This window comes from Ruegeria sp. AL11 (genome assembly GCF_056540865.1).
Map to the genome: position 1 here is coordinate 312847 of NZ_JBQFXO010000003.1, position 24760 is coordinate 337606.

A 24760-nucleotide genomic window follows, 5' to 3' on the forward strand; every position below is an offset into this window, starting at 1 on the left:
GATCGGAATCCCAGGTCAGCTTAGCGTTTGTTTTGAATGAGCCCGAGCTGCCTAGCTTTAGCACAGTGGAGCAAAACCGTATGAAATGGCCTTATCTGGCGCTGATTTACGTTTTGCTGATCTTGGCTCCCTTGGGTTTTTCTTGGTCTTTGGGATGGCCACCACGATCGTTTCATCAAGAGATCGCGTCCGGGCTTGGGATGCTTGCTTTTTCAATAATCTTAGTCGAGTTCCTGCTGTCTGGGCGGTTCAGGTTCATCTCTTCCGGTCTTGGTATGGATGTAACCATGCGGGTGCATCAGTTGATGGCGCGTACAGCACTCGGCTTTGCGCTGATACACCCGCTGCTGTATCAGGGCACGCCTTCAGGCGGACGCCGCCCGTGGGATGAAACAAACCAACTTACGATTTCGACCGACTTTTCTACGCTGGTATCGGGCATCGGCGCATATTTTTTGCTGTTCATTCTGGTCGCCTCGGCAATTGCCCGCAAATCCCTTGATTACAAATACGAAACATGGCGCCTCTTACACGGGCTGGGAGCCTTGGTGATCGCATGCTTGCTGTTGCATCACACGGTCTATGCCGGGCGCTATGGTGGGCATCCGCTATTGACGTATCTCTGGCTTACTCTGACCAGTATAGCAGTCGGGACTTTGCTGTATGTCTATCTCGTTCGCCCTTTACGTCAGAAGAAAAGGCCATGGCGCGTCACCTCTTTGTCTCGACTAACACCGAAGCAATGGGAGTTGCGCCTCAAGCCCCATGGTCACAACGGACTAAACTTCGAAGCAGGGCAATTTGCTTGGCTAAACGTCGGCCACAGTGCTTTTTCGCTGCATGAGAACCCATTCTCGATTAGTTCGGCACCAGCCGAAGGCCCTGAGGTTTCATTCGTGATAAAGGAGCTTGGGGATTTCACATGCGGCCTCGGACAAATCGCTCCGCAAACCACGGCCTATCTGGATGCCCCGCACGGGAATCTGTCGATCAGCCATCGCCCTGAGACAGGCATTGTCCTGATCGCAGGTGGCGTCGGGATCGCGCCCATGTTGAGCATTATGCGTCAAGTTCGACTGAGTGGAACACAGCATGATCTCAAGCTTATCTATGGCAACCGGGTGGAGGAGCAGATTGTTTTTCGTCAGGAGTTGTCCAAAGAAGACACAGTTTTTGTTCTATCCGAACCGCCAAAGGATTGGTCCGGAGAGAAAGGCTTGATCGACGGTCCTCTGTTGGACCGCAATTTGTCTTCTGAACTATTTGAAAGCTGGCTTTTTGTTCTTTGCGGCCCCCCTGCCATGATGGACACCGTCGAAGATCATCTAATTGAGCGGGGCACCGCGTCACACCGGATTTTGTCTGAAAGGTTTGACTATGATTAGACCGCTCAGAAACCTGCCCGCGCGCCAACAAGTGAAACTCGCAGTTTGGTTCATCAGTTTTATAGTCTTCGTCGCTGTCTTGGCCTTTTGCTTAAGGTAGCAAGCTAGACCACAAGGGATTGGCTAGCTTCAAAGCTGCCGGCCGAAAGGGCAGGTTTTCTTGGAGATGGATGTCGTCGCGAACTTCCTTAAAACATGCCCTGCGTAAACAGCCAAAGCGCACAACAACGATCTCAATGTGGTCTCAAGAAACGCCTTTGATGGAGATCAAGGGCAACACACGTCACTTATTCATAATAAGCAATCTATTCAGACCGATTTATGGGAGGATCGGAATGACTGTACTTATCGCCTTCGCCACGGTCGAAGGCCAGACAGCAAAGATTGCGCGCTTTATCAGCGATGTCGCGAAGAATGCCGGTTTCGACGCAAAGCTGATCAATACCGATGAAATACCCAGCCACGTTTCGCTTGACGATGTGGTCAAGGTTATTCTCCTAGCCCCTGTCCACGAGCGTAGGCACCCCAATTCATTCGAGGCATTTATCGCTTCAAATAGAGATGCCTTAATGAAGCGAAGGTCTCTCGTGCTTTCCGTCGGTTTAAAAGCTGCTTTTGCGTCAGGTCGAGAAGAAGCCCGTGACTATCTTGACGAAATGCTTCTGCGAACAGGTTTTAAACCAAATACGACGGCTTTGATCGCAGGCGCGGTGAGGCCCGAAAACTACGGGTATTTTGAGAGGGAGATCCTTAAGCACGTCGTCTTGCTCGGTCGAAAAATCGATCCACGAGAAGGAGCACGAGAGTTTACGGACTGGGATGAGCTAACGTCAATTGTGATAGAGTTCCTTGGCGATAACGGTCGGGCAAACACGCTTCAACCTCAAGCAAACTCTTAAAAAAGTGGTTTCTCAATGATTTACCGATGAATTTAAATAGCTATGCCTCCCAGAAAGTCACAGTCTTCGGCTCACTTGATCAGTGTCCGAAAAGCACTGGTAAACTTGGCTGCTCCAACATTGCTTGCGTAGTGCCCCCAAAAACTGACTCTCGCAAATGGGAATGCCCGTAAGCGCCCATAACAACGAGATCGGCCCGCGCTTCGCTTGCTCGTTCTTGAAGGCAGTCTGCAATTGAATTCCCCCCGCACTGAAACTGCGACACGGTCACGTTGCAACCGTGATGGCCGAGCCATTCAGCTAGGTCCGTTCCGGGCACGCTACTTTCTAGGTCCTCAGGCGACGGCAAATCAAAACACCCAATCACAACTTCTTTGGCCGCCACAAGAATGGGTAAAGCTAAATGCGTTGCCCTAGACGCAGGCAAGCTATCATTCCATGCCAAAAAAACGCGCTCGCGTTGGGCAAACGGGTCTCCATTGATCATCAGAGCGACAGGTGAATGAAACAACACTCCGCACGCGATCTTGTGAAATAAATCGTGGTCTCTTCGCAATCCAGCGTCTAGACAAGCGATATCAGAGCATTTGGCTTGTTCTGCTGCAAGTTGCTGCAACTCTGCTCCAAGTCCCATGAAGCCAGTTACATTAGCAGATACGCCCTGCCCAGCAAGAAGCGCTTCAACTTCAGTGGCGCGAGACTTCAAGGCGGCATTTTTCGCGTGAAGAACGTCCAACCAGTTAGAGGGAAGACCCGCCTCAACGAACCTGTTTGATCCATACTTCAGGTAAGGCAGGTTTGGTAATGCCCCGGTCACTACGCAATTCAAGTGGTCGTTCTGGATACGGGCATTTTCAGCGCATTCCAGAATCGACGCGTCTTCAGCATCAACTCCTACAAAATATGCCACAGTTCTGTGTTGCATTCCCGACCTCCGTCCGGAATTTAACTCTGCCCAAAAGCGGTGTGTACTGATTGAGCCAACAATTAGCTGATGTTGTTAGTAACTCTTCTCACTTCGGCAACATGAAAAACTCTTCCAGCACAATCTTGCCTTCCGCCACCGAATACACTGCGATCTCGCGTAGGGTCATACGCTCACCCGTGGCCTTCTGAACGACTTCGGCCCTGAAACGGACTCCAAAGCGGTTGGGTGGGTGGACGTAGGGGCCATCCACTTCTAGATCTTGGATTTCATGCGATGCCAACCAATCCTCTCTTTTTCCCTTGATGGCTTCGCGACCCTTTGAAACGCGGAATTGTCGAACCGGAGGCACAACGGCCTCTATCGACTGTGCGTTTTCGGCATACATTTCATCAACACTTCCAAGGCCCCGGCGCTCACGCATGGCCTGGACAAAGGATCTACCGATTTCAATCAACTCTTCCATGAATCCCCTCCCCTAGATTGCCATTGATTGTACCACTTCTTGCCCGCTCAATTCTTGACAAGGATCAATAAACACATTGGTGGAAAGTTTCGGGACTCGCGTCGATGCCTCGCTCGTGCAGCAGATCCTCTACACTCCGATGCGAGAACGGCAAGCGAGTGTATAGCGTCTCCGCACTCGGGACTAATCTCAGAGTATTTGAATGAGGCTGGTCTGGTCATGGCAAAAGCACGCGACCGCTATGTCCCGCTCGACCAAAGCTCTTCTGACAAGACCTCTCGACAAAGGCTGGTATAGTCTTTTTCTACACCGTGTCTTTCGTAGTTTGCCTCAATATCAAGCGCGTTGTAGTTCGCGTGTGTTGCGCAGGCGCGACACCATCCTGCAGCCACAGCAAAACAGTGTCCGCAACTTGTTCTCCAAACTCAGAGACGCCGCAGTGTACTGTAGACAAAGCTGGCCAGCACTCTGATGCTTCCCTGATGTCGTCGAAACCGACAATCTGAAACTCCGTGCCAATCTTAACCTGAGTTTCATGGCAGGCATTGATCATTCCAAAAGCAACGAGATCATTGAAACAAACTGCGGCATCGCATGCAGGGTGTTCTTTGAAGAGGCTAACCGTTGCTTCATGTCCAAATGATCGGCTGGATTCCCCTGTTTTTACAATAGGCTGCAAGTGGTTGTCTTTCATCGCACTGATATAGCCGGACAGCCTTTCCTGAGTGACTTCGGCACCATCCAGACCACCGATAAAGGCGATGTTTCGCGCGCCTGTTTCGATCAGGTACTGTGTTGCCGCGCGTCCACCCTCTGCGTAATCAGGAGCGATAAAGGGAAACCTGCCCGTTTCGCTTTCAACCTGTCGCAAGACTTGCATCAACGGAATGCCAGCTCGCTCTACCGCGGAGAGGGTGTTTGTGACATCGCCATAAGCTGGCGAAAGGATCAAGGCAGAAACACCGTGCTCGAGCATTGCGCCCACCACCTGATCCTGAAGTTCGGGTTCTTCGTTCGTGTTAGCCAACACAACCGCATAGCCTCGGGACCCCAGCGCCATTTGCAACGAAGTCGCAAACTCAGTGAAAAACGGGTTGGTTAGGTCGTTGATCACCAAACCTATTAGCGCCGTTCCCGTGGCTCGCAGATTTGCCGCCGATCGGTTGTAGACATACCCAATCTCTTTCATCGCGGTATGGACGAGCTTGCGTGTCTCCGGCTTCACCTGTGGGCTGCCCTGCAACACAAGGCTTACCGTCGACTTGGAAACGCCCGCACAGTTGGCGACATCTATGATCGTGGGTCTTCGCATTCAGGCTATTGTTCAACTCCATGCAAGCTGAGAAGCGTGGTCATCCGTGCTTTAGCTAGTTCAGGGTCCGAGAGTAAACCGGCCTGATCTGCCAATCGGAACACTTGCGCGTAGTGGCAGATGTCACGGCTGGATTGGAACCCACCCGGCATGATGAAATGAGACTGGGCTCCGTTCAGCCATGCCAGATAGGCAATCCCGGCTTTGTAGAACCGCGTCGGAGCCTTAAAAATCTCTCGACTGAGGGGAATAGTCGGTGCGAACAGCGCGTTGTAGCGATCCATGTCGCCCATAGCCAACGCCTCAAGCGCCTGGCTGGCGGCGGGGGCGATAGCAGCGAAAATGCCAAGCAGAGCGTGGGAAAAATGCGTCCCATCCCCGGCAATGAGATCGGCATAATTGAAATCGTCACCGGTGTAGAGGCGCACGCCGTCCGGCAACCGCACACGGAAGGCTTCTTCATGTGCCTTATCCAGCAGGGATATTTTTATCCCATCAACCTTGGCAGGATTTTCGTTGATCAGGGACAGCACAAAGTCGCTGGCCGCGTCGATATCCGTGCTACCCCAATAGCCCGTCAATGCAGGATCGAACATATCGCCCAGCCAGTGCAGGATTACAGGCTCCGCAGCCCCATCGATCAACGCGCGGTATACATCATGGTAGGTGTCCGGACCCGCGTTGATCGCTGGAAAGGCGCGTGACGCCATCAGGATCAATTGCCCTCCGGCGGCTTCGATCGCCTCGGCCTGATGCTCATAGGCTGACAGAATTTCGCCTGCTGTGTTCAACGCGTTTAGAGGCAGATGATCGGTCCCTGCCCCACAAGCCACCCGAGGCGACAATGGATGCGCCTGCGCAGCCTTCATTGTGCGCTGGATCAGCTCCAACGCGGTCTCCCAATCGACGCCCATACCCCGTTGTGCGGTATCCATAGCTTCGGCCAGACCCAGCCCCTGATCCCAGAGCCCCTGACGAAAGTGCAGGGTCGCTTCCCAATCAACCGTGGGACGCCCATCCCAGGGATTACGTTCTGCCAGCGGGTCTGAAACCACATGAGCCGCCGCAAAGGCCGTGCGCGATAGAGGCACCTGCGGCGCGCGCGGAACTAACGGCGTTCCGGTCAGCGCATAGGGTTCCAGCTGCCCCTCAGGGTTTGGCAAAATCAGTTGCATTGTCTCAAACCTCCAAATCCAAAACCAGAATGCCGTCGATGCCACCCACAGCGTTCTCGACCAGTTGTGCGCCCAGCGCCTTGTGCGTTTCGTTGTTCTGATAGGTCTCCAGCGCGGCCCAATCGTCGAAATCGATCACGAACCCATGCATGTATCCGCGTTCGATCTGCTCGGGGCTTTCACTTCGGCCACCGGTGAACCCGCTGGCTCCTGGAAGGACCTTGGACACGTCCTCGAGGCCTTTGTAGATGGCTCCGATTGTCTCTTCGGTCACGTCGGCGCGGAATTTGGTCAGTACGATGTGGCGGATCATTTTTAGAAACCCTGATCTTGTTTGATCATGTCGGAAGCTTTTTCCCCGATCATGATTGTAGGTGCATTGGTGTTCGATGAATTGACCGTCGGCATAACCGACGCATCCGCGACGCGGAGCCCTTCGATCCCATTGAACCGCAGGCGCGGGTCCAGAACGGCTTCGGCATCGCTGCCCATACGACAGGTACCAGCGCAATGGTGCGATGTTTTGGAATGTACGCAGATAAAGTCGAAATACTCCTGCTCGGTCCGCACGTCCGGGCCCGGCAAACGTTCGGCCAAGATGTACGGCTTCAGCGCATCCTGTGCGAGGATGTTCTGCACCAATTTCAGCCCCCGAATTGACATCTCGCGATCGTAAGGATCCGCCAGATAGTTGGGATCAATAAGCGGCATCACTGTGGGGTCCGAGCTTTGCAACCGGACGGTTCCGCGTGACCTGGGGCGCAGGAAACAGGCGTTCAGTGTCACCCCGCCGTTGGGCATCGCCTCGACCCCTGCCTCAATGCCGGTACCAAGCCCCAGATGCATTTGAAGATCCGGCGAACGCGCATCCGGGTCTGCGTACCAGAACCCACCCGTTTCAAACAGGCTGGACGCGACCGGCCCCTTGCCGGTGAAAAGGTATTGCAGGCCTGCGAAGGCTGAAAGGTGAAGCTTGGCGAAACGGTCGTAGGTGTGCGGGCCGGTGACTTCACAAATCGAGTACAAATCCAAATGGTCTTGCAGGTTCGCGCCGACCTGAGGCTGATGATAAACCGCGTCGATACCTAGACTGTCCAAATGATCCGCTGGGCCAATTCCCGACAGCTGCAACAAGCGCGGTGAACCGATGGCACCTGACGACAGAATGACCTCGTTCGCGGCCAGGATCTTGTCCCCGTTCATCATCTCGACACCAGTCGCCCTGCCCTTGTCCACAATGATGCGGCGGACCTGTGCGCCGGTGCGCACCGTCAGGTTCGGTCGGCTGCGGTTTGGCGCGATAAACGCCATCGCGGCAGATGAGCGTCGCGCATTGCGCTGGGTCAGCTGATAGTACCCCGCGCCATCCTGCTTCGCCCCATTAACATCGCGCGTTTCAGGAATCCCCACTTCCCCTGCGGCCTTGATGTAGGCATCGCAGATTGGCAAAGGTGCTGCGGGCATGGACACGCCCAGCGGTCCGCCTTTGCCGTGAAACTCGTTGTCGTAGGTGTCGTTGTCTTCGGATTTTTTGAAAAAGGGCAGCACGTCGGCATAGCTCCAACCCTCGCACCCCATCTGTCTCCAGTCATCGTAATCCTGAGCTGCACCCCGTGTGTAGATTTGCGCGTTGATCGCAGACCCGCCGCCAATCACCTTGGCCTGCGTGTAGTTGAAGACCTTGTTCTGCATGTGCTTTTGCGGAACCGTGGACCAGCCCCAGCTGCCGATACCCTTGGTCATCTTCGCGAACCCGGCTGGTAGGTGAAAGAACGGGTGGCGGTCGGTGGAGCCAGCCTCCAGCAACAGCACACGCGCCGAGGGTTCTTCGGAAAGACGTGCAGCAATCACCGAGCCTGCGGAGCCGCCCCCAATGACAATGAAATCATATCCTTCAGACATTCTTATGCGCCCTGACTTACAGACGTGAAATCGACAAGCCGCCATCCACCGGGATGACAGCGCCGTTCGCAAAGTGCATCTGGCCCTGAACCAGTGGGACGACGACGGATCCAATATCCTCGGGCTCACCCCAGCGAGCCGCCGGAACAAGTCCGCCTTCGATACGGTCGGTGTACTTGTCGCGCACGCCAGCCGTCATTTCAGTCGCGATGATGCCCGGTCGCAGCTCAAAGACGCCGATGCCTTCGGGGGCCATGCGTACTGCGAACAACTGAGCCATCATCGCTGCGGCCGCTTTGGACGCGCAGTACTCGGCACGTTCGATCGACACCATTGTCGCGCTGACAGAGGTGACAAAGGTGATTGATCGATAGGTATCGTGCGGCTGCCCCAACATGCGCCGAGCCACTTCTTGCGCCAGAAAAAACGCGCCACGCAAGTTGATATTCTGCACGAAATCCCAATTCTCGGGCTTCAGATCCAGCATGTCGCCGCGCACCGGTGCCCCTACGCCTGCGTTGTTTATCAACGCGGTGATCGGGCCCAAAACGGCTTCGATCTGATCCAGTAGCGCCGGAACGTGATCAATGTCGGACACGTCGTGCTGCACATAAATTGCGCTTGGGCCAAGCTCTTCCAAAGCCGCCCTCACGACCGGATTGTCGGGTGCAGAGCGAGAGGCTATTGCGACCTTATACCCCGCCGCGATCAAGGCGCGCGCCACCCCTAGTCCAATGCCCTGTTGTCCTCCGGTCACCAATACTGTTCCGGTCATGCGGCGAACTCCGTTTCAATGATATGACGCCCCGCACGGAGTGCGAGTGCGGCTATCGTGAGGGCCGGATTCACCGCCGCAGATGTCGGAAGAATTGACGCGTCAACGATGAACAGGTTCTTGTGGTCGTGGCTACGACAGAACGTATCGACGACACTGCTTGACGGATCATTGCCCATCCGCGCTGTGCCGCATTGATGTGACGGAGTGCGCCGATCAAATGGTCGCGACAATACAACAGGAAAACCGGCCTGCTTCAGATGCGCCTTTAGCCGCGCAACCAAGGCCTCGTGCGCGGCCCAATTCGAGCGTTTCCAATCCAGCCTGATCTGGTCACCTTCGACCGTCACCCGGCTGTCTGGGTTCGGCAGATCTTCGGACATGGCATAAAAATCAAAACTGCGATTGGCGATCAGTGCTGCAAGTGGACCCGGAAGATGGGTTTGCGACGCAAGAATCGGTCCGGTGATTTTTCCCAACATCTGAATGTTGCCCAAAGGCAAACCACCCTGCCCGTCGCTGTTGTAATAGTCGTTGAACATCAATGTCTTTTGATAGACAGCTCTGTTGCGACGCAGCGGATGAAGGGCCAGCACCGCCGAGCAATTGTGGTTCATGAAGTTCCGCCCGACCTGATCGGACCGATTGGCAAGACCGGTTGGACAATTGTCGTTCGCGGACTGCAGCAACAGGACTGAGGACTGTACCGCACCTGCCGCGAGCACGATGACCGGCGCACTAAGGGCACCGTGGCCATCAACCTCGACGCTTGTGACGCGACCAACGGCATCAGCCTTCAGTTTTCGGACACGCGCGTTAGTTAAAAGTTCGACATTCTCGTGCTTCAATGCTTCGGTAAGCGCACAGGTTTCGGCATCCATTTTGCCGCTGCATGTGTTGGGAAACGCATCCCAAGTTGTTTGCCCAGCCTCTAACCAGGTCTCAATGTCCACGCCCAACGGTACTGAGGATGGCGTCAGGCCTGCATGGCTTAGCCGGTTCCTCAGGTCTGCAATATCAACTTCATCTGGCACAGGTGGGTGGGGGTAACCCCTACTGTGCGGCGGTTCGGTCGGATCTTCTTTGGTGGTTCCACGCGCGTCGTAAAGCTGTTCCGCAGTGGTGTAATCCGTCTCCAGCTCTTCGTAGGGCATGGGCCAGCCGTGCGAGTAGCCCCCCATATGCTGACGCGGCTCAAAATCCTCTTTCCGATAGCGTATCAAAGCTGCGCCGTAGAACTTGGAATTGCCACCCACGCAGTAGTAGTTTCCGGGGTTGAAAGGTTTGCCTGCTCCATCCAGCCATGTTTCATCGGGGCGAAAGTGCCCATTGGCAAAGATCGCCCTTGGGTCTCGATCCTGAGGTGAGGGCTGCAACCACTCTCCTCGTTCAAGGATCAGAATGCGGCGACCGGACGGAGCCAACGCGGCAGCCAGCGTTGCCCCCCCGATACCCGACCCAATGATTATGACGTCAGCCCGATTCATGGGAGGATCCGCATCTCGCTTTCGGGATCAAAAGCCACGGCTTTTTCCATGTTCACAGCAAAGTTGAAATCCTGACCCGGTGCGACTTCGGCATCTGAACGCATACGCGCGATCACATCTCGTCCGCCCAATTGCATCGAGACGAAGGTGTCCGATCCAGCGGGCTCCGTCACCACGATACGGTTGGTCATCTGCGCGATGTTCGACGACTTTCGATCCGCACCATCCATATCGGTGATAGTCTCTGGGCGGATTCCCAACAAGATCTCGCGCCCATCCCATGCGGCCAAGTTGTCTTGGCTGAACGGAAGTTGCGCCATAGATCCGTCGTGAACGGCGACCTCTGCATGGGGGCGGCCATTCAAAACCGTAACCTTGGCCGGTAACACGTTCATCGCAGGCGAGCCCATAAACGTTGCAACGAAGATATTCGCAGGCGTGTCATAGATTTCCTGCGGCGTGCCCAGTTGCTGGACATAGCCGCCGTTCATCACGGCGATGCGGCTTGAAAGCGTCATCGCCTCGATCTGGTCATGCGTTACGTAGACGATGGTGGTCCCGAGATTTTGATGCAGCTTCTTGATCTCGGTTCGCATGTCGACGCGAAGCTTGGCATCGAGGTTCGAGAGTGGTTCATCGAACAGAAAGACATCCGGGTTTCGCACCAACGCGCGACCCATTGCAACCCGCTGACGCTGACCGCCGGACAACTGCCCGGGCTTGCGATCCAACAACTGCTCTATCTGCAAGAGCTTGGCAACTTCTTGCATCGCTTTGTCACGTTCGGGCTTAGGCACCCCGTGCATCTCAAGCCCGAAAGTGATGTTTTGCCCGACCGTCATATTGGGATACAAAGCATAGCTTTGGAACACCATGGCGATGTTGCGGTTGGACGGGTGCACCCCATTCATCACCTGATCCTTGATTCGGATTTCGCCGCTGGTGATCTCCTCCAACCCCGCGATCATGTTCAGCAGAGTGGATTTGCCACAGCCCGAGGGGCCGACCAGCACCAGGAACTCTCCTTCCTGCACCGAGATATCGACTTTGTGCAGAACCTCGACCGCCCCGTAGGATTTGGTCGCGTTGTCTATGTCTAGAAAACCCATGAGGTCTTATCCTTTCACCGAACCCGCCATCAGGCCGCGGACGAAGTATCGACCGGCCACGATGTAGACGAGCAGAGTTGGCATGGCCGCCAGAATGGCGCCTGCAAAATGAACGTTGTATTCCTTCACACCGGTTGACGACTGCACCAGATTGTTGAGTGCGACTGTCATGGGTTGGCTGTTGGCATCGGCAAAGGACGCGCCGAACAGGAAGTCATTCCAGATGTTGGTGAACTGCCAGATGATCGAAACCACGGCGATCGGCCCGGAACTGGGCAGAAGAATACGCCAGAAGATCTGGAAGAACCCGGCACCATCGATCTGCGCTGCCCGGATCAGCTCGGTCGGGAACACCGCGTAATAGTTGCGGAAGTACAGCGTGGTGAAGCCAATCCCGTAGACAACGTGGACAAGCGCAAGACCCCAAGTGGTGCCAGCCAGCCCGATTATGCCCAACATCCGCGCCATTGGGATCAGAACAATCTGGAACGGGATGAAGCAGGCAAACAGCATCAGCCCAAACAGGATGGTGTCGTATTTGAAGCGCCATTTCGTCAGTACGTAGCCGTTCAACGCCCCAAGAATGGTCGAGACGATCACCGCCGGAACCACCATCTTGATCGAGTTCCAAAAGTAAGGCTTCAGCCCTGTCGGATCGACACCGATCTGCGCCGAAGACCACGCCTTGAGCCACGGCTCAATCGTGAACACCTGCGGCAGGTTCATCATGCCGCCGCCGGTGATCTCTTCCAAAGGCTTCACCGAGTTCACCAGCATGACGTAGAGGGGCAGCAGGTAGAACAAACCGAACAGCAGTAGCACCAGGTAGATCAACGTGCGCGTAACGCGGCCCGTTCGGATTGCGGTATCCTGAGTTGCTTGAGACATCAGCGTTTCTCCCGCAATTCGGCGTAAAGATAGGGGATCATGATCGCCGCAATGGTCATCAGCATGATCGTGGCCGACGCCGCACCGATCCCCATCTGGTTCCGCGTGAACGTGTAGGAATACATGAAGGTTGCGGGCAGTTCGGTGGCACGACCGGGCCCACCCCCGGTCAGGGCGATCACAAGGTCAAAGGTCTTGATCGCCAAGTGGCTGAGGATCACGAAGGCCGACAGGAAGGCTGGTCGCAGTTGCGGGATAATGATCCGGCGATAGAGGTTCCAGTTCGAGGCTCCATCCATTTGCGCAGCCCGCAGGATCTCGTTGTCGATCCCACGCAGGCCAGCCAGAAACATTGCCATTACGAAGCCGCTTGTCTGCCAGACGGCCGCTAGAACCACCGTGTAGATGGCGTAATCACGGTTTTTTATCCAGTCGAACTCGAAGCTGGTCCAACCCCATGTATGCATGACGTTTTCCAGCCCGATGCCAGGGTCAAGGAACCACTTCCAGGCTGTACCGGTGACGATGAAGCTCAGAGCCATCGGATAGAGGTAAATCGGACGCAGCAGCCCTTCCCCCCGGATTTTCTGATCAAGGAAGATCGCCAGACCCAGGCCGATACAGGTGCAGATCACGATATAGAGGCTTGCGAAAATCCCCATATTGATCAACGAGGTTTCCCAATGGCTCAGCCGCCACAATTTGTCGTAGTTTTCCCATCCGACCCATCCAAAGGACGGCAGGATGCGACTGTCGGTGAATGATAGGTAGACCGAAAACAGAATGAACCCGTAGACAAAGACCAACATCATCGCCAACGACGGTGACAGGACCAGCTTGGGTATCCAGTTCTGAAGGCGTGTCTTAAAATCCGCGTCGGCTGAAGCAGCCATGGCGCGCCCTCCTCGTTCGAGTCGTGTTAGATCGGAGCTTTTGCGCCCGCTTGGTGACAGGGCGGCCAGACCGCCGCCCCATCGGGAGGATCACTTATGGATCACTTGGCGATTGAAACGGCATCAACCAGTTCGGTCACGGCATCTTCGCTGCCGTACTCGCCGTTAAAGTGGGCGGTCACCACGTCATAGACGGCGTTCTTGACTGACGCAGGCGCGGCATGTCCGTGTGCCATCGAGCCGAACAGGTTGCCTGACGAAGCCGCAGCAGCCAAATCCTTCATGCCTTGCTGACCACACGCATCCAGATCACTGCCGTCCACGTCAGTACGAGCCGGGACAGAGCCCTTCACCTTGTTGAAGGCAATCTGGAAGGATGGCGACAGGATCGCGCTGGCCAGCGCGGCCTGCTCGGCCGATACCGTACCGCCCTGATCAAACATCATGAACTGATCAGCGTTAAAGGTAACCTGATCCTGAGTACCCGGGAAGCGGAAACACAGGAAGTCCTCACCCGGCACTTTGCCCGCGTTCAGGAATTCGCCTTTGGCCCAGTCACCCATCATCTGGAAACCGGCTTCACCGTTTATGACCATTGCTGTCGCCAGGTTCCAGTCACGACCCGAGAAGTTCTCATCCACGTTGTCACGGATAAAGGCCATACGGTCGAACGCCTCTTTCATCGCGTCGCCACCCAGCGTTTCCTCGTCCAGGTCGATAAAGGCCGCTTTGTAGCCGTCAGGCCCCAGCGTCGACATCGCGATAGCATCGAACACGGTCGCGTCCTGCCATGCCTGACCACCATGCGCGATCGGAGTGATCCCGGCAGCTTTCAACGCCTCAACCGCTGCGACGAATTCGTCCCAGTTGGTGGGCTGAGCAATGCCGTTGGCGTCCAGCACCGCTTTGTTGGCCCAGACCCAGTTGGTCGAGTGCACGTTCACAGGGGCCGAGACCCATTTGCCGTCATGCTTGGCGAAGGCTTTCAGCGCATCTGGGACGACGTCATCCCAACCTTCCTGGGCTGCCACTTCGTTCAGATCGGCCAGCGCGCCCTGATCGGCCCAGTCCAGAATGTCAAAGCCCAGAGCCTGAACGGCTGTAGGAGCGTTGCCTGCGGTGACGCGGGCGCGCAGAACGGTCATCGCCTGCTCACCACCGCCACCTGCTACAGGCATATCGGTCCAGCCGATGCCCTGTCCGGACAGGTCGTCCTTGAGTACGTTCAATGCTGCGGCCTCACCACCAGACGTCCACCAGTGCAGAACTTCCACGTCTTCAGCGTGCGCAAGGCTGGTCGTGCACAGTAGACCTGCCACAAACAGCGATTTTGTCTTCATAAATTTACGCATTCTTGTTTCCTCCCTTAATGCGTTATTCTCACTCGGGACCAATCTGGTGCCCGGTCTTAGTCTTGCGGAACCCATGGCGCCCGGCTGTTGCCTATGCGCATGACCACAGATTTCACTTCGAAGAATTCCTCGAACCCATATCTTCCGATTTCCCGCCCCTGCCCGGATTGTTTGACCCCACCGAAAGCGACCTCGGGGAACCCGTCCATCCAGGTGTTGGTCCAGACCGTTCCCGCTTCTGCTCGGCGGGCAAACTCTAGGCAGGTGTGAACGTTTTCGCTCCAGACCCCTGCCGACAGACCGTAAGCGCTATCATTGGTGAGCGCGATGGCTTCGTCCAGTGTTTTGAAAGTCAAAACAGACAGAACGGGCCCGAATACTTCATCGCGGGCAATGGGCATATCAGGCGAGACGTCAGAAATCACCGTCGGCTGATAGAACTGAGCGCCGAGGCCTTCGACCTCCAGCGGCTCACCACCCAGATCAATAGTCGCACCCGAAGCCTGCGCCTGTTTGACATATGCGTCGATTTTTGACTTGTGCTCGGACGTTACGATAGCCCCAACCTGCGTCGTCGGGTCCAGAGGATCGCCAAATTTGACTTTGCGCGAAAGGGCGACGACACGTTCGCGGAAGTCGTCAGCTATTTCCTCATGCACGATGATGCGACTGCTTGAATTGCAGCATTGGCCAACGTTGAAATAGACGCCGAACACAACGGCATCAGCGGCTGCATTCAGATCGGCGTCGGGAAAGATGACCTGCGGGTTCTTGCCCCCAAGCTCAAGCGCGACCTTCTTAAGTGTATCCGATGCTACTGCGCTGATCGTCTTGCCCACAGCGGTTGAGCCCGTAAAGCTGATCATGTCCACGCTGTCATGGCTCGTCATCACGCTGCCAACGGGAACTCCGTAACCCAGAACGATATTGCATACACCGGCGGGCAATCCGGCTTCGATCAACAATTCGCCCAGCATCAAGGTTGTCGACGGTGTCATCTCAGACGGTTTCACAACAACTGTGCAACCAGCCGCCAACGCGAAGGGCAGCTTCTGACTGAGAATCCAGAACGGAAAATTCCAAGGCGTGATGATGGACACGACTCCGATGGGTTCCTTCAGCACGACACCCATCATATCTGCGCCAAGAGTGTTATGACTGTCGCCGTGCGTGCTGCGTGCCAATGAGGCCGCATAGCGCCAAAGGTCGGCTGCACCGCCGACCTCGCCCTTGGATTGGCTGATCGGCTTACCGCTTTCCAGCGTTTCGATCAGTGCAATCCGGTCGACATTCTGTTCAATCAGGTCGGCAACCTTAAGCAAAACGGTGGCCCGCTCTTTGCCCGATGCCCGACTCCACACACCGCTGTCAAATGCCTTACGCGCCGCCAGGATCGCAGCCTCAGCTTCAGCTTCGCCACCCAAGGCTGACCGGCTGACAATATGCCCGTGCGAGGGCGAGCGCCGTTCGAACGTCTCACCCGACGCGCTTTTCTGCCACCTGCCATCGATGAGATGCCGACCTTCGAACAACGGCGGCAACTCGAAAGGGATAGCAGGGTTGATGGTGATATCTTTCATATCGTCAAAGGCCCGAAAATGTGGGGTTACGTTTTTCCATGAACGCAGCAACGCCTTCTTCGCGGTCCGCTGAGGCCGCAATTGCTGCACTACCAAGGGCTTCGACCACGGCATGAGAGTCTTCACCGACCGCTGCATGGATCATGTTTTTTGAGACTTCGGTAGCGCGGGGCGAAAGGTCGCTTAGTTCGGTTGTGATCTCAAGCGCGCGCGCCAGAACGTCGTCAGAAACCTCGGTCGCATAGCCCAAGGCCACGGCGCGGTCGGCACCAATACGGCGCCCGAAGAGTGCCATCTCTTTCACCGCAGCTTCGGGGACCAGCCGGGTCAACCGCTGTGTCCCGGACCAGCCGGGCACAATCCCAACCCGAGCTTCGGGCAAAGCCAGCGTGGACCGCGGGGTCATCAGGCGCAGATCACAGCAACTGGCCAGCTCTAGCCCGCCGCCGAAGGCGTGACCGTTGATCGCTGCAATTGTCGGCTTGCCGATCCGCGCCAAGCGATCAAATATACGATGTCCATCACGGACCCAATGTCGCGCGAATTCGGCGGGGCTCAGACCACCCCAAGCGCCAATATCGGCCCCACAACAGAACGCTTTTTCGCCTGCACCAGTCAGAACAAGCGCACGAATTGACGTGTCACGCTCGACCTCTTTCAGGCCAGCCTCCAGCGCGTGCAGCATGTCCACAGTTAGCGCATTGAGCTTGGCCTCGTTGTCCAAAGTCAGGACGGCGGTTGCTCCCTCGATATGAATGCGCAGCTTGCTCACAGGGTCATCCCCATTGGGCCAACTGCGAATAACGATTTGGGCATCTGAACCGCGTTTTCTGCGACTTTGACGCGACCGCCCGAAGCTTCGACAATATCGCGCTGCGCCTCAATGCCGGGCATGATTTCCGTCGCAACCAGTCCCTGATCTGTTTGGCGTATAACGCAACGCTCTGTCACATAGAGTACGTCCTGACCGGTTTCACGGGCACGGCGGCCCGAAAATGTGACATGCTCAACCTGATCCACCATCTTGGTGAACTTTCCGGGGGCATTCACTTGAATACCGTCATCCGTCAGGTCGATCTTGGCACCGGCTTCGAACCAGCCAGAGAACACGATCTTTTTGGCACGCGCGGTGATATCGACAAAGCCACCGCATCCTGCAGTCAGGTAGGGCTTCTTGCCAAGTTTGGAAACGTTCACATTGCCTTCTACATCGACCTCGAGGAACGAGAGGAACGACATGTCGAACCCGCCGCCCTGGAAATAGATGAATTGCTGTGGTGACGGTACGAAAGCATGTGCGTTGGATGCGCACCCAAAGGCAAACCCGGTCAATGGGATGCCACCAACGGCCCCCTGCTCGATCGCCCATGTCACCGCCTGAGGATGGCCCTCCTCCAACAAAACACGCGGGACCATTGCGCTGATGCCGAAGCCCAAGTTGGCGCTCATGCCGCTGCGCAGTTCTTGGGCGGCGCGGCGCGCGATGACCTTCTCGACACCATGCTCGGCCAGCGAAAAACTGTCCCAAGGGCGCATAATCTGGCCAGAGATCGCAGGGTCATAGGGCGTCTCTGTCGTTTGCATCTGCTCTGGGTCTTCAACGATCAGGTCGACCAAGTGACCTGGCACGCGCACGTCATGGGGGCGCAAGCTACCCGCGGCAGTCACACGTCGAACCTGTGCGATCACGAGTCCACCGTGGTTGCGTGTGCAAATCGCTTGCTCCAATCCGCCCAGATAGGCACCTTCATGTTCATAGGTCAGGTTGCCAAACTCATCCGCCGTGGTTGCGCGCAAAACGCACACGTTCGGATTGATGTTTGGGAAGTGCAACCAAGTCTGACCGTCGAATTCCTTTCGGTTAACAATTGGAGCCGCCGCACCACGCGCGTTCATCGCGCATCCTTCTCGAACAGGATCCACGAAAGTCTCAAGCCCGACCTGCGTCAGTACACCGGGTCGATGCGCTGCGGCTTCGCGGTGCATATCGAACAGAATTCCCGATGGTACGTTGTATGCGGCCACTCGATCTTCGACGATCATTTTCCAGATTTCCGGCATCTCAAGGCTGGAAGGACCCGACGGGTATGAACCGGCGAGAACGCGGCTTAGCAGTCCATCCTGCGCCAGATAATCCATTCCCCTCACGCCATACATATCCCCGGCAGCGATAGGGTGCAGCGTTGTAATGTTGCGCGGATGCCCTTCAGTGCGAAACCGCTCTCCAAGTTCCTTCAGCACGAGGTCTGGGCACCCCAACGCAGAGGACGACGATACGGTGACAACCGCATTGTCTGGGATACGAGAAACGGCCTCGGAAACGGAAACAAGCTTGGTCATCAAAAACCGCCATAATCTATGTTGATACGATCACCCGAAGCTGCGGCCTCACGAACGCTCAGCGCGATTGACAGCGATTTCACTCCATCAGGTCCGTCGGCAGCAGGACGGCCTTGTCCCGCCGCTGCGGCGACAAATTCCGAAACGCCTTGAACATAGAGAGAGTGGCCCGAAAACGGGATCTCTTCACTTCCGGCTTCAGTCACCAGCTGTATTGCCCCAACCGGGCGCTGCGTCATGATGCCATCCGCAAATATCGAACCCTCGGTTCCATGCACCTGCAGGCCAGACCCGGCAAAGGGGTGCGTAAAGCTCTCATGCGTCATGACCATCGCGCCTGAGGGCATAGTCCAAACGGACATGCAGGAGTCTTCGACACCTTGCCCCATCCCAGAACTGGCCATTTGCGCAACGACAGACACCGGGTCTTCATTGAGCAGGAAGCGGGTGACATCCGCGTCATGAACAACGATGTCAGGGATCACGCCACCACCAGCATCGGCCGAGTTGATACGCCACCCCTGCAAGTTTTCGGGCAAATGAACTGCGTGATGGATGCGCAACGAAAGAACCTCGCCGACGCGCCCATCTGCGATCAGGTCACGAATGGCACGATGACTGCCAGAGCATCGCAGGTGGTGATTTGTAGCAAAAGCCACGCCAGCCGCGTCTGCCCCGCGCACCATTTCGATAGCTTCCGCTTGCGTCATCCCGAGCGGCTTTTCGCAAAGGACATGCTTGCCAGCCGAAATGGAAGCCATCGCCTGACCGTAGTGCTTCTCATTCGTGGAAGAAATGTAGACGGCTTTCACGTCATCGTCAGACAGCGCCGCGTTCAGGTCTGTGGTTGCATTGGGAATACCGTGCTCTTTAGCCCAGGTTTGCACCCGGTCAGAGGAATTACTGACGACCCAGGTCACGTCGTTGCCTGTCTGCTGACGCACCGCGTCCAACATATATTGCGAAGCTATCGTACTCGCTCCGACAAATGCCCAGTTCATCTGATTTCCCCACAATTGGAACGTTCCAAAATGTGTAATGGAACGTTCCAAATTTGACAAGAAAAAACTCTGCCTTTTCTTTAAAGGCCAGAAAATATGGCTAAAAACGCGACGCTTGCAGCCTCATCCAAAACAATCACAGGGAATCGAAGGGATTCACGGCGTGTCGGTACTCCGACTGAGTCGCTGAAATACGCCGCGCGCTACTTACATCAATGCGTCAGAGCGACCCCTTCCACTGTCACCCTGTGCATAAGACGTCGAAACCCATGGTAGTCGTTGATCGCTTTGTGCCACGTCGCTCTGTTATCCCAAATGGCGATATCCCCTTCCTGCCAACGCAGGCGACATTGGAATTCAGGCTGCTTGCAATGATCATAAATCATACCCAGCACTGCGGCAGACTCATTCACGCTCAAGCCTTTGATTTCGGTCGTGAACACAGGGTTGACGAACAACCCGCGCCTACCGCTGAGAGGATGCGTGATGACAACGGGGTGCAAAGCGTCTTGCGTGGCAGCTTCGGCGTTCCCCAAACGGCCGCTTTCTGCGGCTTCTGTGTCCATGATGCTGGCTCCAAAGACATGGCGAGAGGAATGAACCGCCTTCAAACCATCTAAGAAACCACGCATCGTGGGCGACAAAGCTTCGTAGGCGGCAGCCATCGACACAAACAACGTGTCGCCACCATGGGGCGGAACCTCCAGGGCGTGCAGGATCGAGCCCATAGCAGGCTCCTGATCATAGGAGTGGTCAGTATGCCACCCCTCTCCCACAGCTTCTTTCTGATCCTTCTCTTTCAACACCGTGGCAATCTCAGGATAGCCGTCCACCGGTTTGAAAAATCGGTTCACGTTGATTGGGCCGAACCTTCTCGCAAAGGTCAAATGCTCTTGCGGACTAACGCTTTGGCCCCTCAGTGCGATAACGGAGTACTTTGCGAAGGCTGACTTAATTGCGTCGAATTGATCTTCACGCCGGATGTCCGCCCCGACGATTTCCGCACCCAATCCACCGGTGAGAGGTTTTACTTCCATGCGCCTTCCTCCCTGCTTCGCTCAGCCTAAAAGACGAGAAATATCACTTCAAAGCAATCGGCTTGGCTTCATACAACTCCAATGGAAGATCGTCTGGGTCGTTGAAGAAAGTGAACCGATGGCCGGTATATTCATCGACACGGATATCTTCGACGAGGACACCTTTCTGTTCCAGACTGTCTTTCAGCGCTTCGATATCATCCACAACAAACGCAAGATGCCGCAGACCTCGCGCTTCGGGACGAGACGTGCGTTTGGGCGGGTTGGGAAAGGAAAACAGTTCAATCTGAGAGCCGTCCGGCAATGCCAAATCCAGCTTCCAAGATTGCCGCTCAGCCCTGAAATTCTCAGCAACGATCTTCAAACCAAGCGTCTCTGAATAAAACGCCTTGGACCGTTCATAGTCCGAACAAATGACTGCAGCATGGTGGATTGCTTTCAGACTGGTCACGAGCAGTTATCCTCATTAAGTCAATATTTTAAACCAAATTCTTAAGGTAATTTTCACTTCACCTTCGAATCTGATCGAGAAAACCAAGAGCTGTTTGGCCAAATTTGGCAACCGAACAATACAGGAAAACAGAGCAGTATTCATCAAGCGTCTGTGGGCTCAATGTCAACGTTTTAGGCAACTCGTGCCAGTGGCGGCTCGGGGCCCGAAAAACACCTTCAAAAAACATACTTCGTGATTTCCGAGTTGAGAGCCAATGCCGCCATTCTCGGCTGCGCACGAACTCGCTTGAAAGAACTGAGTGTTGCTCTAAGGCAAATTCGAACCGGACTCAGTTGCGCCAATTGGGAATGCACTCAATGCCGTCCATAAATCGCGCCACACAAGCAATTTCAATCTGAACTGGCTCTTTGACCGACCTGCCTGGACCGGCAAAGCTAGACTTTGGGAACTTAGTCAAGCTGGTCACCGCCTCTTTCACCTTTCAGAAGAGTAATTTGATCGGCTTTCCAGTTGCTCCACCGCACCGGCGAAGCAAAAAACTGCTTGATAGTCCACCACCGTTGAGGCCAAACGTGACCAACCCTAAGCAGTGTTAATGAACAGGCCGCCTTAGGTAGCGTTCAATATCGGACCATCTAACAATCTGACCAGTTCTCCAAAATAGCCTCCAGAACGCGCGGGACGCGTGGGATCAGATGTAATTGCGACAGCAAGGTTTTGCTCAGGATGGGCCGCTATGATTTGGCCTCCGTACCCACGCGCCAATGCATAGCCGGATGGGGACAGAAACCAGCCATAGCCATAATCCAATCCAGAGAAAGGTGAACGGCCGTGCGGCTTGGTCGATTCCAAGACCCAACTCTCAGGAATGATTTGCCTGTTGGCAAAAGTCCCGCGGTCCCGAAGCAACACCGCGATCTTCAACATAGACCTCGGCGTAATCGCCATCTCATTGCCACCCAAGTAGTAACCCTGTGGATCCCTCGTCCAAGCAGGTATCTCGATACCAAGTGGTGCACCCAGCCTCTCACGCGTCAGTCTCAATAGACTTTGGCCGGTCGCCACAGTCAATGCTGCGCCGAGCACGTGGGTCGATCCCGTGGAATAGAGCATCTGCTCTCCGGGTTCAGCAACCATCGGTCGCGTCAGCGCGTCCGCGATCCAGTTGGGAGAGTTGATCCATTCTCCATAGTTGCTGCCCGAGGTTCTTTCGAGACCTGCCCGCAGCGTCACCAGATCCTCCATCGTAATGCTTTCGGAACCGGGTGTCGCATTAGCGGGCAAAAGCCTCGGAGCGACCTCCTGCAAGGTGGCATCTACAGATGGGATTTCCTCCCGGTCGATCGCCGTCCCAAGCAACAAAGCCACAATGCTTTTCGAACATGACTTTATATTGGCCGGCCTATCCAGGCCTGCACCGTGTTGGGCCTGCGCGAAAATGACGTCGTTTCCGCGTTGAATTTGAAGTGAATGCAACTGGGGAAGACCGCTGATTGCATCATTCAGTGCCACCGCTTGTCCCCGCGCAATATACGGAGCACAAATTGCGGTTGCGGTTGCCAACAGGAACTTGCGACGTGTGATCATGGCATTCATTTGGAAGCAAATCTCGGAATGTCCAGACACCTGCGCAACATCCTAGGACTTATTGTCCAAGATTTAATAAAGCCTCCGCAAACAAAAAGTGGGATTTGAGGCAACAGGAGGCTTCGCTTGTAAACCTGCCTAGCATCCTAGCCCGCAAGAACTGTGGTAGACTGAACCCGAGGACATTCTAGCAGGAGATCTCCCGTTGCTACCGAATTCACTCCGTCTCGCACTCTCGGTCATAACAATCGCCATGTCGGTGGGAGCCCTGCCGGACCGCGCCAATGCGATAACGCAAGATGTTCCAGCGTGGCTACAAAAGCACGTGGGTACAGGTGAGGGACAAATCGCACCAATCGTTCTGGAAAGGGCACGCGCGCTTTACATCAAGAAACTACGACGGGGCGAAGTCAGAAACCCCTGCTACCTTGCCAAGGACGCAACCCGCCCCAGCACTGCAAGAAACGGCAATCCGGGCAAGCGTTTTTATGTCATCTGCGAGTCACAAAAGTCCTTCCGTGCGGTTTCATCCGGCTATGGCAATGGCCGAAAACTACAGCGCGCCAATTTTTCGAATGGCCGACAATGCGCGAAGAACTTCAGCAATGCAGAGGGCTCTAAACTAACCGCCGGAGGCGCCTATGTGACGGCTGAAACCCGCACGTCCTTCAAAGGTTACCACAGTCGTTCCGGCAAAACGCAGCCGTTCTACCGCACGTTTCTTTTGTTTGATGGTCAAGGAGAAACGAGCAATGCCCGCGAGCGCGCCATCGGAGGCCATCCGGCTGTCTTCCTTAAGTGGCAATGTAGGTTCAAAAACCCTCAAAGCACACATGCAGACAACGATGGCTATGTCCCTTACGGAAGGCTTGTGAACTACACTGGTGGTCGTAGCAATGGTTGCACAACCTGGTCACAATCCGCCTCAAAAGAGATTTTGGCGCTTGTAGAAGGCAACCCGACAACCCTGTATATCTACCCAGAATCCAAAGACATAAACGCTGTCGCCAAGGCGGTAAAAAAGGGAAAATCACTTTCTCGAGCTGGAGTTTACTGGAACGCAGCTTGCCTAAAAGCGATTGGTGAACCAAAGTTTTGGCCCAAAAGCAGCCTACAGCCGATCATAAATAGTTGGAGAGCATCTTTGCCCAAACAGCCGCCGTCGGAATTGCCGATCTGCAAGTAAATTGCAAAGCAGAACCTAGGCGCGCTGCCCTTCAAGCCTTTGTGCTGTGGGCTCGATGCTGGCGTTCAGCGAATTTCGCTCAATATCTTCTTTGCGGACGAAGCCAACCTTCGGTCCACTCCAAGAAACTGGCGGTTCCGGCCCAAACGAGCCGTTGCTAAAGCAGCGCTGCAGATTTCGCAAAGCGGTCCTGCGGCAAGCCCCGCCCTATGCCCCTTCTTCATAGCGCTTTCGTTCTGCATCACCTGCATCGCGCCATTCGGCGCGGAGTAGGTCCATTCGCCGAGGAATACTGTCTTCGAGGACCTCCGCGTCAATGATCCGCTCTGTCCGAAAGTAACGAAAACCTTCTCGCATCTCGCACCATGCGGCGATGATGCGGCTGGTGTCTCGATAACCCAGCAGTATGGGCCATATCACGCGACGGGTCTTTTGGCCTGAGTTATCTGAATACTTCAAGGCTATCTTTTTGCGACACCGAATGGCCAGACGAATTGCCGCCGCGCCGAGTACTTCATCCGGCTGAGTGACGGGCGCGACGCTGACCGCCGGCTGAAGAAACGACGTCCGGTACTTGTCAGGTGCGACAGCTTCCAGCTTGGTGATCAGCTTCTCAGCCGCTAGCGCAAGCTCGGGTTCGCCTCGGGTCTGGACCCACAGCACACCAAGCGTAACGGCCTCGATCTCATCCGGGGTGAGCATCAGCGGTGGAATATGAAAGCCGGGCTCCAACACATAGCCGACCCCCGCCTCGCCATTTATTGGCACGCCCTGCCCCATCAGCGCAGCAATATCGCGATACACCGTGCGTTTGGTCACGCCCAGTTCCTCACCAATGGACTGGGCTGAGATCGGGCCTTTGGCGCGCCTCAGAATCTCGATGACTTCAAATAGCCTGTCGCCGCGCCTCATGTGATCTCCTTTCTAAGAAACAGATCATACTGACACCATGCTGACAACACGCTGTCAGCATAGGCGAGGTAAAAGCAGGAAAGGCTTCAACCAAG

General features: G+C 55.4%; 23 protein-coding genes and 1 pseudogene. 3 read left to right on the forward strand and 21 right to left on the reverse strand.

All coding sequences use genetic code 11. The features are described 5' to 3' along the window. Positions 1-80 precede the first annotated feature (80 nt). Positions 81-1385 carry a ferredoxin reductase family protein gene (locus ACR0IP_RS07230; protein ID WP_170660520.1) on the forward strand — a complete coding sequence of 435 codons (1305 nt, stop codon included), beginning with the start codon at positions 81-83 and terminating at the stop codon, positions 1383-1385. A gap of 335 nt (positions 1386-1720) precedes the next feature. Continuing rightward, positions 1721-2284, forward strand: a complete 564-nt coding sequence (locus tag ACR0IP_RS07235) for a flavodoxin domain-containing protein (RefSeq protein ID WP_170689795.1) — start codon at positions 1721-1723, stop codon at positions 2282-2284. 79 nt (positions 2285-2363) lie between these two features. Here ACR0IP_RS07235 and ACR0IP_RS07240 read toward each other — a convergent pair whose 3' ends face one another. The 20 genes and pseudogenes from ACR0IP_RS07240 to ACR0IP_RS07335 form a co-directional block, all read right to left on the reverse strand. After that, positions 2364-3209, reverse strand: coding sequence for a universal stress protein (locus ACR0IP_RS07240; protein WP_170689793.1), 846 nt, complete (start codon positions 3207-3209; stop codon positions 2364-2366). A gap of 88 nt (positions 3210-3297) precedes the next feature. Beyond that, positions 3298-3675, reverse strand: a complete 378-nt coding sequence (locus ACR0IP_RS07245) for a SnoaL-like domain-containing protein (RefSeq protein WP_170689791.1) — start codon at positions 3673-3675, stop codon at positions 3298-3300. An 85-nt stretch (positions 3676-3760) separates the two neighbouring features. Continuing rightward, positions 3761-3896: pseudogene (locus tag ACR0IP_RS07250) on the reverse strand (IS6 family transposase); the annotation flags it as partial. 83 nt (positions 3897-3979) lie between these two features. After that, entirely contained in the window at positions 3980-4987 is a 1008-nt protein-coding gene (locus ACR0IP_RS07255; protein ID WP_480524680.1) for a LacI family DNA-binding transcriptional regulator, read from the reverse strand. A 5-nt stretch (positions 4988-4992) separates the two neighbouring features. Further along, on the reverse strand, positions 4993-6162 hold the full coding sequence (locus ACR0IP_RS07260) for a dihydrodipicolinate synthase family protein (protein ID WP_480524683.1): 1170 nt from the start codon (positions 6160-6162) through the stop codon (positions 4993-4995). Between the two features lie 4 nt (positions 6163-6166). Continuing rightward, positions 6167-6475, reverse strand: coding sequence for a Dabb family protein (locus ACR0IP_RS07265; protein ID WP_480524685.1), 309 nt, complete (start codon positions 6473-6475; stop codon positions 6167-6169). A gap of 2 nt (positions 6476-6477) precedes the next feature. Next, positions 6478-8064, reverse strand: coding sequence for a GMC family oxidoreductase (locus ACR0IP_RS07270; protein WP_480524687.1), 1587 nt, complete (start codon positions 8062-8064; stop codon positions 6478-6480). Positions 8065-8080: 16 nt separating this feature from the next. Next, positions 8081-8839, reverse strand: coding sequence for a 3-ketoacyl-ACP reductase (locus tag ACR0IP_RS07275; RefSeq protein WP_480524689.1), 759 nt, complete (start codon positions 8837-8839; stop codon positions 8081-8083). Next, complete coding sequence (locus tag ACR0IP_RS07280; RefSeq protein ID WP_480524691.1) at positions 8836-10326, reverse strand: GMC oxidoreductase; 1491 nt, start codon at positions 10324-10326, stop codon at positions 8836-8838. Before ACR0IP_RS07280 ends, ACR0IP_RS07275 begins: the two co-directional genes overlap by 4 nt. Further along, complete coding sequence (locus ACR0IP_RS07285) at positions 10323-11435, reverse strand: sn-glycerol-3-phosphate ABC transporter ATP-binding protein UgpC (protein ID WP_170639052.1); 1113 nt, start codon at positions 11433-11435, stop codon at positions 10323-10325. Before ACR0IP_RS07285 ends, ACR0IP_RS07280 begins: the two co-directional genes overlap by 4 nt. A 6-nt stretch (positions 11436-11441) precedes the next feature. Then, positions 11442-12323 carry a carbohydrate ABC transporter permease gene (locus ACR0IP_RS07290; protein WP_068340098.1) on the reverse strand — a complete coding sequence of 294 codons (882 nt, stop codon included), beginning with the start codon at positions 12321-12323 and terminating at the stop codon, positions 11442-11444. Then, positions 12323-13216: a carbohydrate ABC transporter permease gene (locus ACR0IP_RS07295; protein WP_170376146.1), complete on the reverse strand. Its 894-nt coding sequence runs from the start codon at positions 13214-13216 to the stop codon at positions 12323-12325. The genes ACR0IP_RS07290 and ACR0IP_RS07295 overlap by 1 nt, the downstream gene beginning before the upstream one ends. 101 nt (positions 13217-13317) lie before the next feature. Then, positions 13318-14556, reverse strand: coding sequence for an ABC transporter substrate-binding protein (locus ACR0IP_RS07300; protein ID WP_170677839.1), 1239 nt, complete (start codon positions 14554-14556; stop codon positions 13318-13320). A gap of 68 nt (positions 14557-14624) precedes the next feature. After that, positions 14625-16148 carry an aldehyde dehydrogenase family protein gene (locus ACR0IP_RS07305; RefSeq protein ID WP_170689777.1) on the reverse strand — a complete coding sequence of 508 codons (1524 nt, stop codon included), beginning with the start codon at positions 16146-16148 and terminating at the stop codon, positions 14625-14627. A 4-nt stretch (positions 16149-16152) separates the two neighbouring features. After that, the gene (locus ACR0IP_RS07310; protein ID WP_170376140.1) at positions 16153-16920 is read right to left on the reverse strand and encodes an enoyl-CoA hydratase/isomerase family protein; all 768 of its coding nucleotides are present in this window, start codon (positions 16918-16920) and stop codon (positions 16153-16155) included. Further along, positions 16917-18488, reverse strand: coding sequence for an acyl CoA:acetate/3-ketoacid CoA transferase (locus ACR0IP_RS07315; RefSeq protein ID WP_480524694.1), 1572 nt, complete (start codon positions 18486-18488; stop codon positions 16917-16919). Before ACR0IP_RS07315 ends, ACR0IP_RS07310 begins: the two co-directional genes overlap by 4 nt. After that, positions 18488-19489: a Gfo/Idh/MocA family protein gene (locus tag ACR0IP_RS07320; RefSeq protein WP_480524696.1), complete on the reverse strand. Its 1002-nt coding sequence runs from the start codon at positions 19487-19489 to the stop codon at positions 18488-18490. The genes ACR0IP_RS07315 and ACR0IP_RS07320 overlap by 1 nt, the downstream gene beginning before the upstream one ends. A 212-nt stretch (positions 19490-19701) precedes the next feature. Beyond that, complete coding sequence (locus ACR0IP_RS07325) at positions 19702-20526, reverse strand: TauD/TfdA dioxygenase family protein (protein ID WP_480524697.1); 825 nt, start codon at positions 20524-20526, stop codon at positions 19702-19704. A gap of 43 nt (positions 20527-20569) precedes the next feature. Next, the gene (gloA2, locus tag ACR0IP_RS07330) at positions 20570-20977 is read right to left on the reverse strand and encodes an SMU1112c/YaeR family gloxylase I-like metalloprotein (protein WP_480524699.1); all 408 of its coding nucleotides are present in this window, start codon (positions 20975-20977) and stop codon (positions 20570-20572) included. Between the two features lie 612 nt (positions 20978-21589). Next, positions 21590-22567: a serine hydrolase domain-containing protein gene (locus ACR0IP_RS07335; RefSeq protein ID WP_480524750.1), complete on the reverse strand. Its 978-nt coding sequence runs from the start codon at positions 22565-22567 to the stop codon at positions 21590-21592. 205 nt (positions 22568-22772) lie between these two features. On the opposite strand from ACR0IP_RS07335, the gene ACR0IP_RS07340 reads away from it, so the two are divergent. Beyond that, the gene (locus ACR0IP_RS07340) at positions 22773-23753 is read left to right on the forward strand and encodes a hypothetical protein (RefSeq protein ID WP_480524701.1); all 981 of its coding nucleotides are present in this window, start codon (positions 22773-22775) and stop codon (positions 23751-23753) included. A gap of 207 nt (positions 23754-23960) precedes the next feature. On the opposite strand, the gene ACR0IP_RS07345 is transcribed toward ACR0IP_RS07340, so the two are convergent. After that, on the reverse strand, positions 23961-24665 hold the full coding sequence (locus tag ACR0IP_RS07345) for a helix-turn-helix transcriptional regulator (RefSeq protein ID WP_170689770.1): 705 nt from the start codon (positions 24663-24665) through the stop codon (positions 23961-23963). Between the last annotated feature and the right edge of the window lie 95 nt (positions 24666-24760).

What these genes read in the sequence shown, in the direction of transcription:
- ACR0IP_RS07300 (WP_170677839.1), bottom strand. Translation starts at nt 14,556, where the DNA reads ATGAAGACAAAATCGCTGTTTGTGGCAGGTCTACTGTGCACGACCAGC.
- ACR0IP_RS07315 (WP_480524694.1), bottom strand. Translation starts at nt 18,488, where the DNA reads ATGACCAAGCTTGTTTCCGTTTCCGAGGCCGTTTCTCGTATCCCAGAC.
- ACR0IP_RS07240 (WP_170689793.1), bottom strand. Translation starts at nt 3,209, where the DNA reads ATGCAACACAGAACTGTGGCATATTTTGTAGGAGTTGATGCTGAAGAC.
- ACR0IP_RS07260 (WP_480524683.1), bottom strand. Translation starts at nt 6,162, where the DNA reads ATGCAACTGATTTTGCCAAACCCTGAGGGGCAGCTGGAACCCTATGCG.
- ACR0IP_RS07335 (WP_480524750.1), bottom strand. Translation starts at nt 22,567, where the DNA reads ATGATCACACGTCGCAAGTTCCTGTTGGCAACCGCAACCGCAATTTGT.
- ACR0IP_RS07255 (WP_480524680.1), bottom strand. Translation starts at nt 4,987, where the DNA reads ATGCGAAGACCCACGATCATAGATGTCGCCAACTGTGCGGGCGTTTCC.
- ACR0IP_RS07280 (WP_480524691.1), bottom strand. Translation starts at nt 10,326, where the DNA reads ATGAATCGGGCTGACGTCATAATCATTGGGTCGGGTATCGGGGGGGCA.
- ACR0IP_RS07295 (WP_170376146.1), bottom strand. Translation starts at nt 13,216, where the DNA reads ATGGCTGCTTCAGCCGACGCGGATTTTAAGACACGCCTTCAGAACTGG.
- ACR0IP_RS07345 (WP_170689770.1), bottom strand. Translation starts at nt 24,665, where the DNA reads ATGAGGCGCGGCGACAGGCTATTTGAAGTCATCGAGATTCTGAGGCGC.
- ACR0IP_RS07275 (WP_480524689.1), bottom strand. Translation starts at nt 8,839, where the DNA reads ATGACCGGAACAGTATTGGTGACCGGAGGACAACAGGGCATTGGACTA.
- ACR0IP_RS07245 (WP_170689791.1), bottom strand. Translation starts at nt 3,675, where the DNA reads ATGGAAGAGTTGATTGAAATCGGTAGATCCTTTGTCCAGGCCATGCGT.
- ACR0IP_RS07265 (WP_480524685.1), bottom strand. Translation starts at nt 6,475, where the DNA reads ATGATCCGCCACATCGTACTGACCAAATTCCGCGCCGACGTGACCGAA.
- ACR0IP_RS07230 (WP_170660520.1), top strand. Translation starts at nt 81, where the DNA reads ATGAAATGGCCTTATCTGGCGCTGATTTACGTTTTGCTGATCTTGGCT.
- ACR0IP_RS07285 (WP_170639052.1), bottom strand. Translation starts at nt 11,435, where the DNA reads ATGGGTTTTCTAGACATAGACAACGCGACCAAATCCTACGGGGCGGTC.
- ACR0IP_RS07325 (WP_480524697.1), bottom strand. Translation starts at nt 20,526, where the DNA reads ATGGAAGTAAAACCTCTCACCGGTGGATTGGGTGCGGAAATCGTCGGG.
- ACR0IP_RS07290 (WP_068340098.1), bottom strand. Translation starts at nt 12,323, where the DNA reads ATGTCTCAAGCAACTCAGGATACCGCAATCCGAACGGGCCGCGTTACG.
- ACR0IP_RS07270 (WP_480524687.1), bottom strand. Translation starts at nt 8,064, where the DNA reads ATGTCTGAAGGATATGATTTCATTGTCATTGGGGGCGGCTCCGCAGGC.
- ACR0IP_RS07235 (WP_170689795.1), top strand. Translation starts at nt 1,721, where the DNA reads ATGACTGTACTTATCGCCTTCGCCACGGTCGAAGGCCAGACAGCAAAG.
- ACR0IP_RS07305 (WP_170689777.1), bottom strand. Translation starts at nt 16,148, where the DNA reads ATGAAAGATATCACCATCAACCCTGCTATCCCTTTCGAGTTGCCGCCG.
- ACR0IP_RS07320 (WP_480524696.1), bottom strand. Translation starts at nt 19,489, where the DNA reads ATGAACTGGGCATTTGTCGGAGCGAGTACGATAGCTTCGCAATATATG.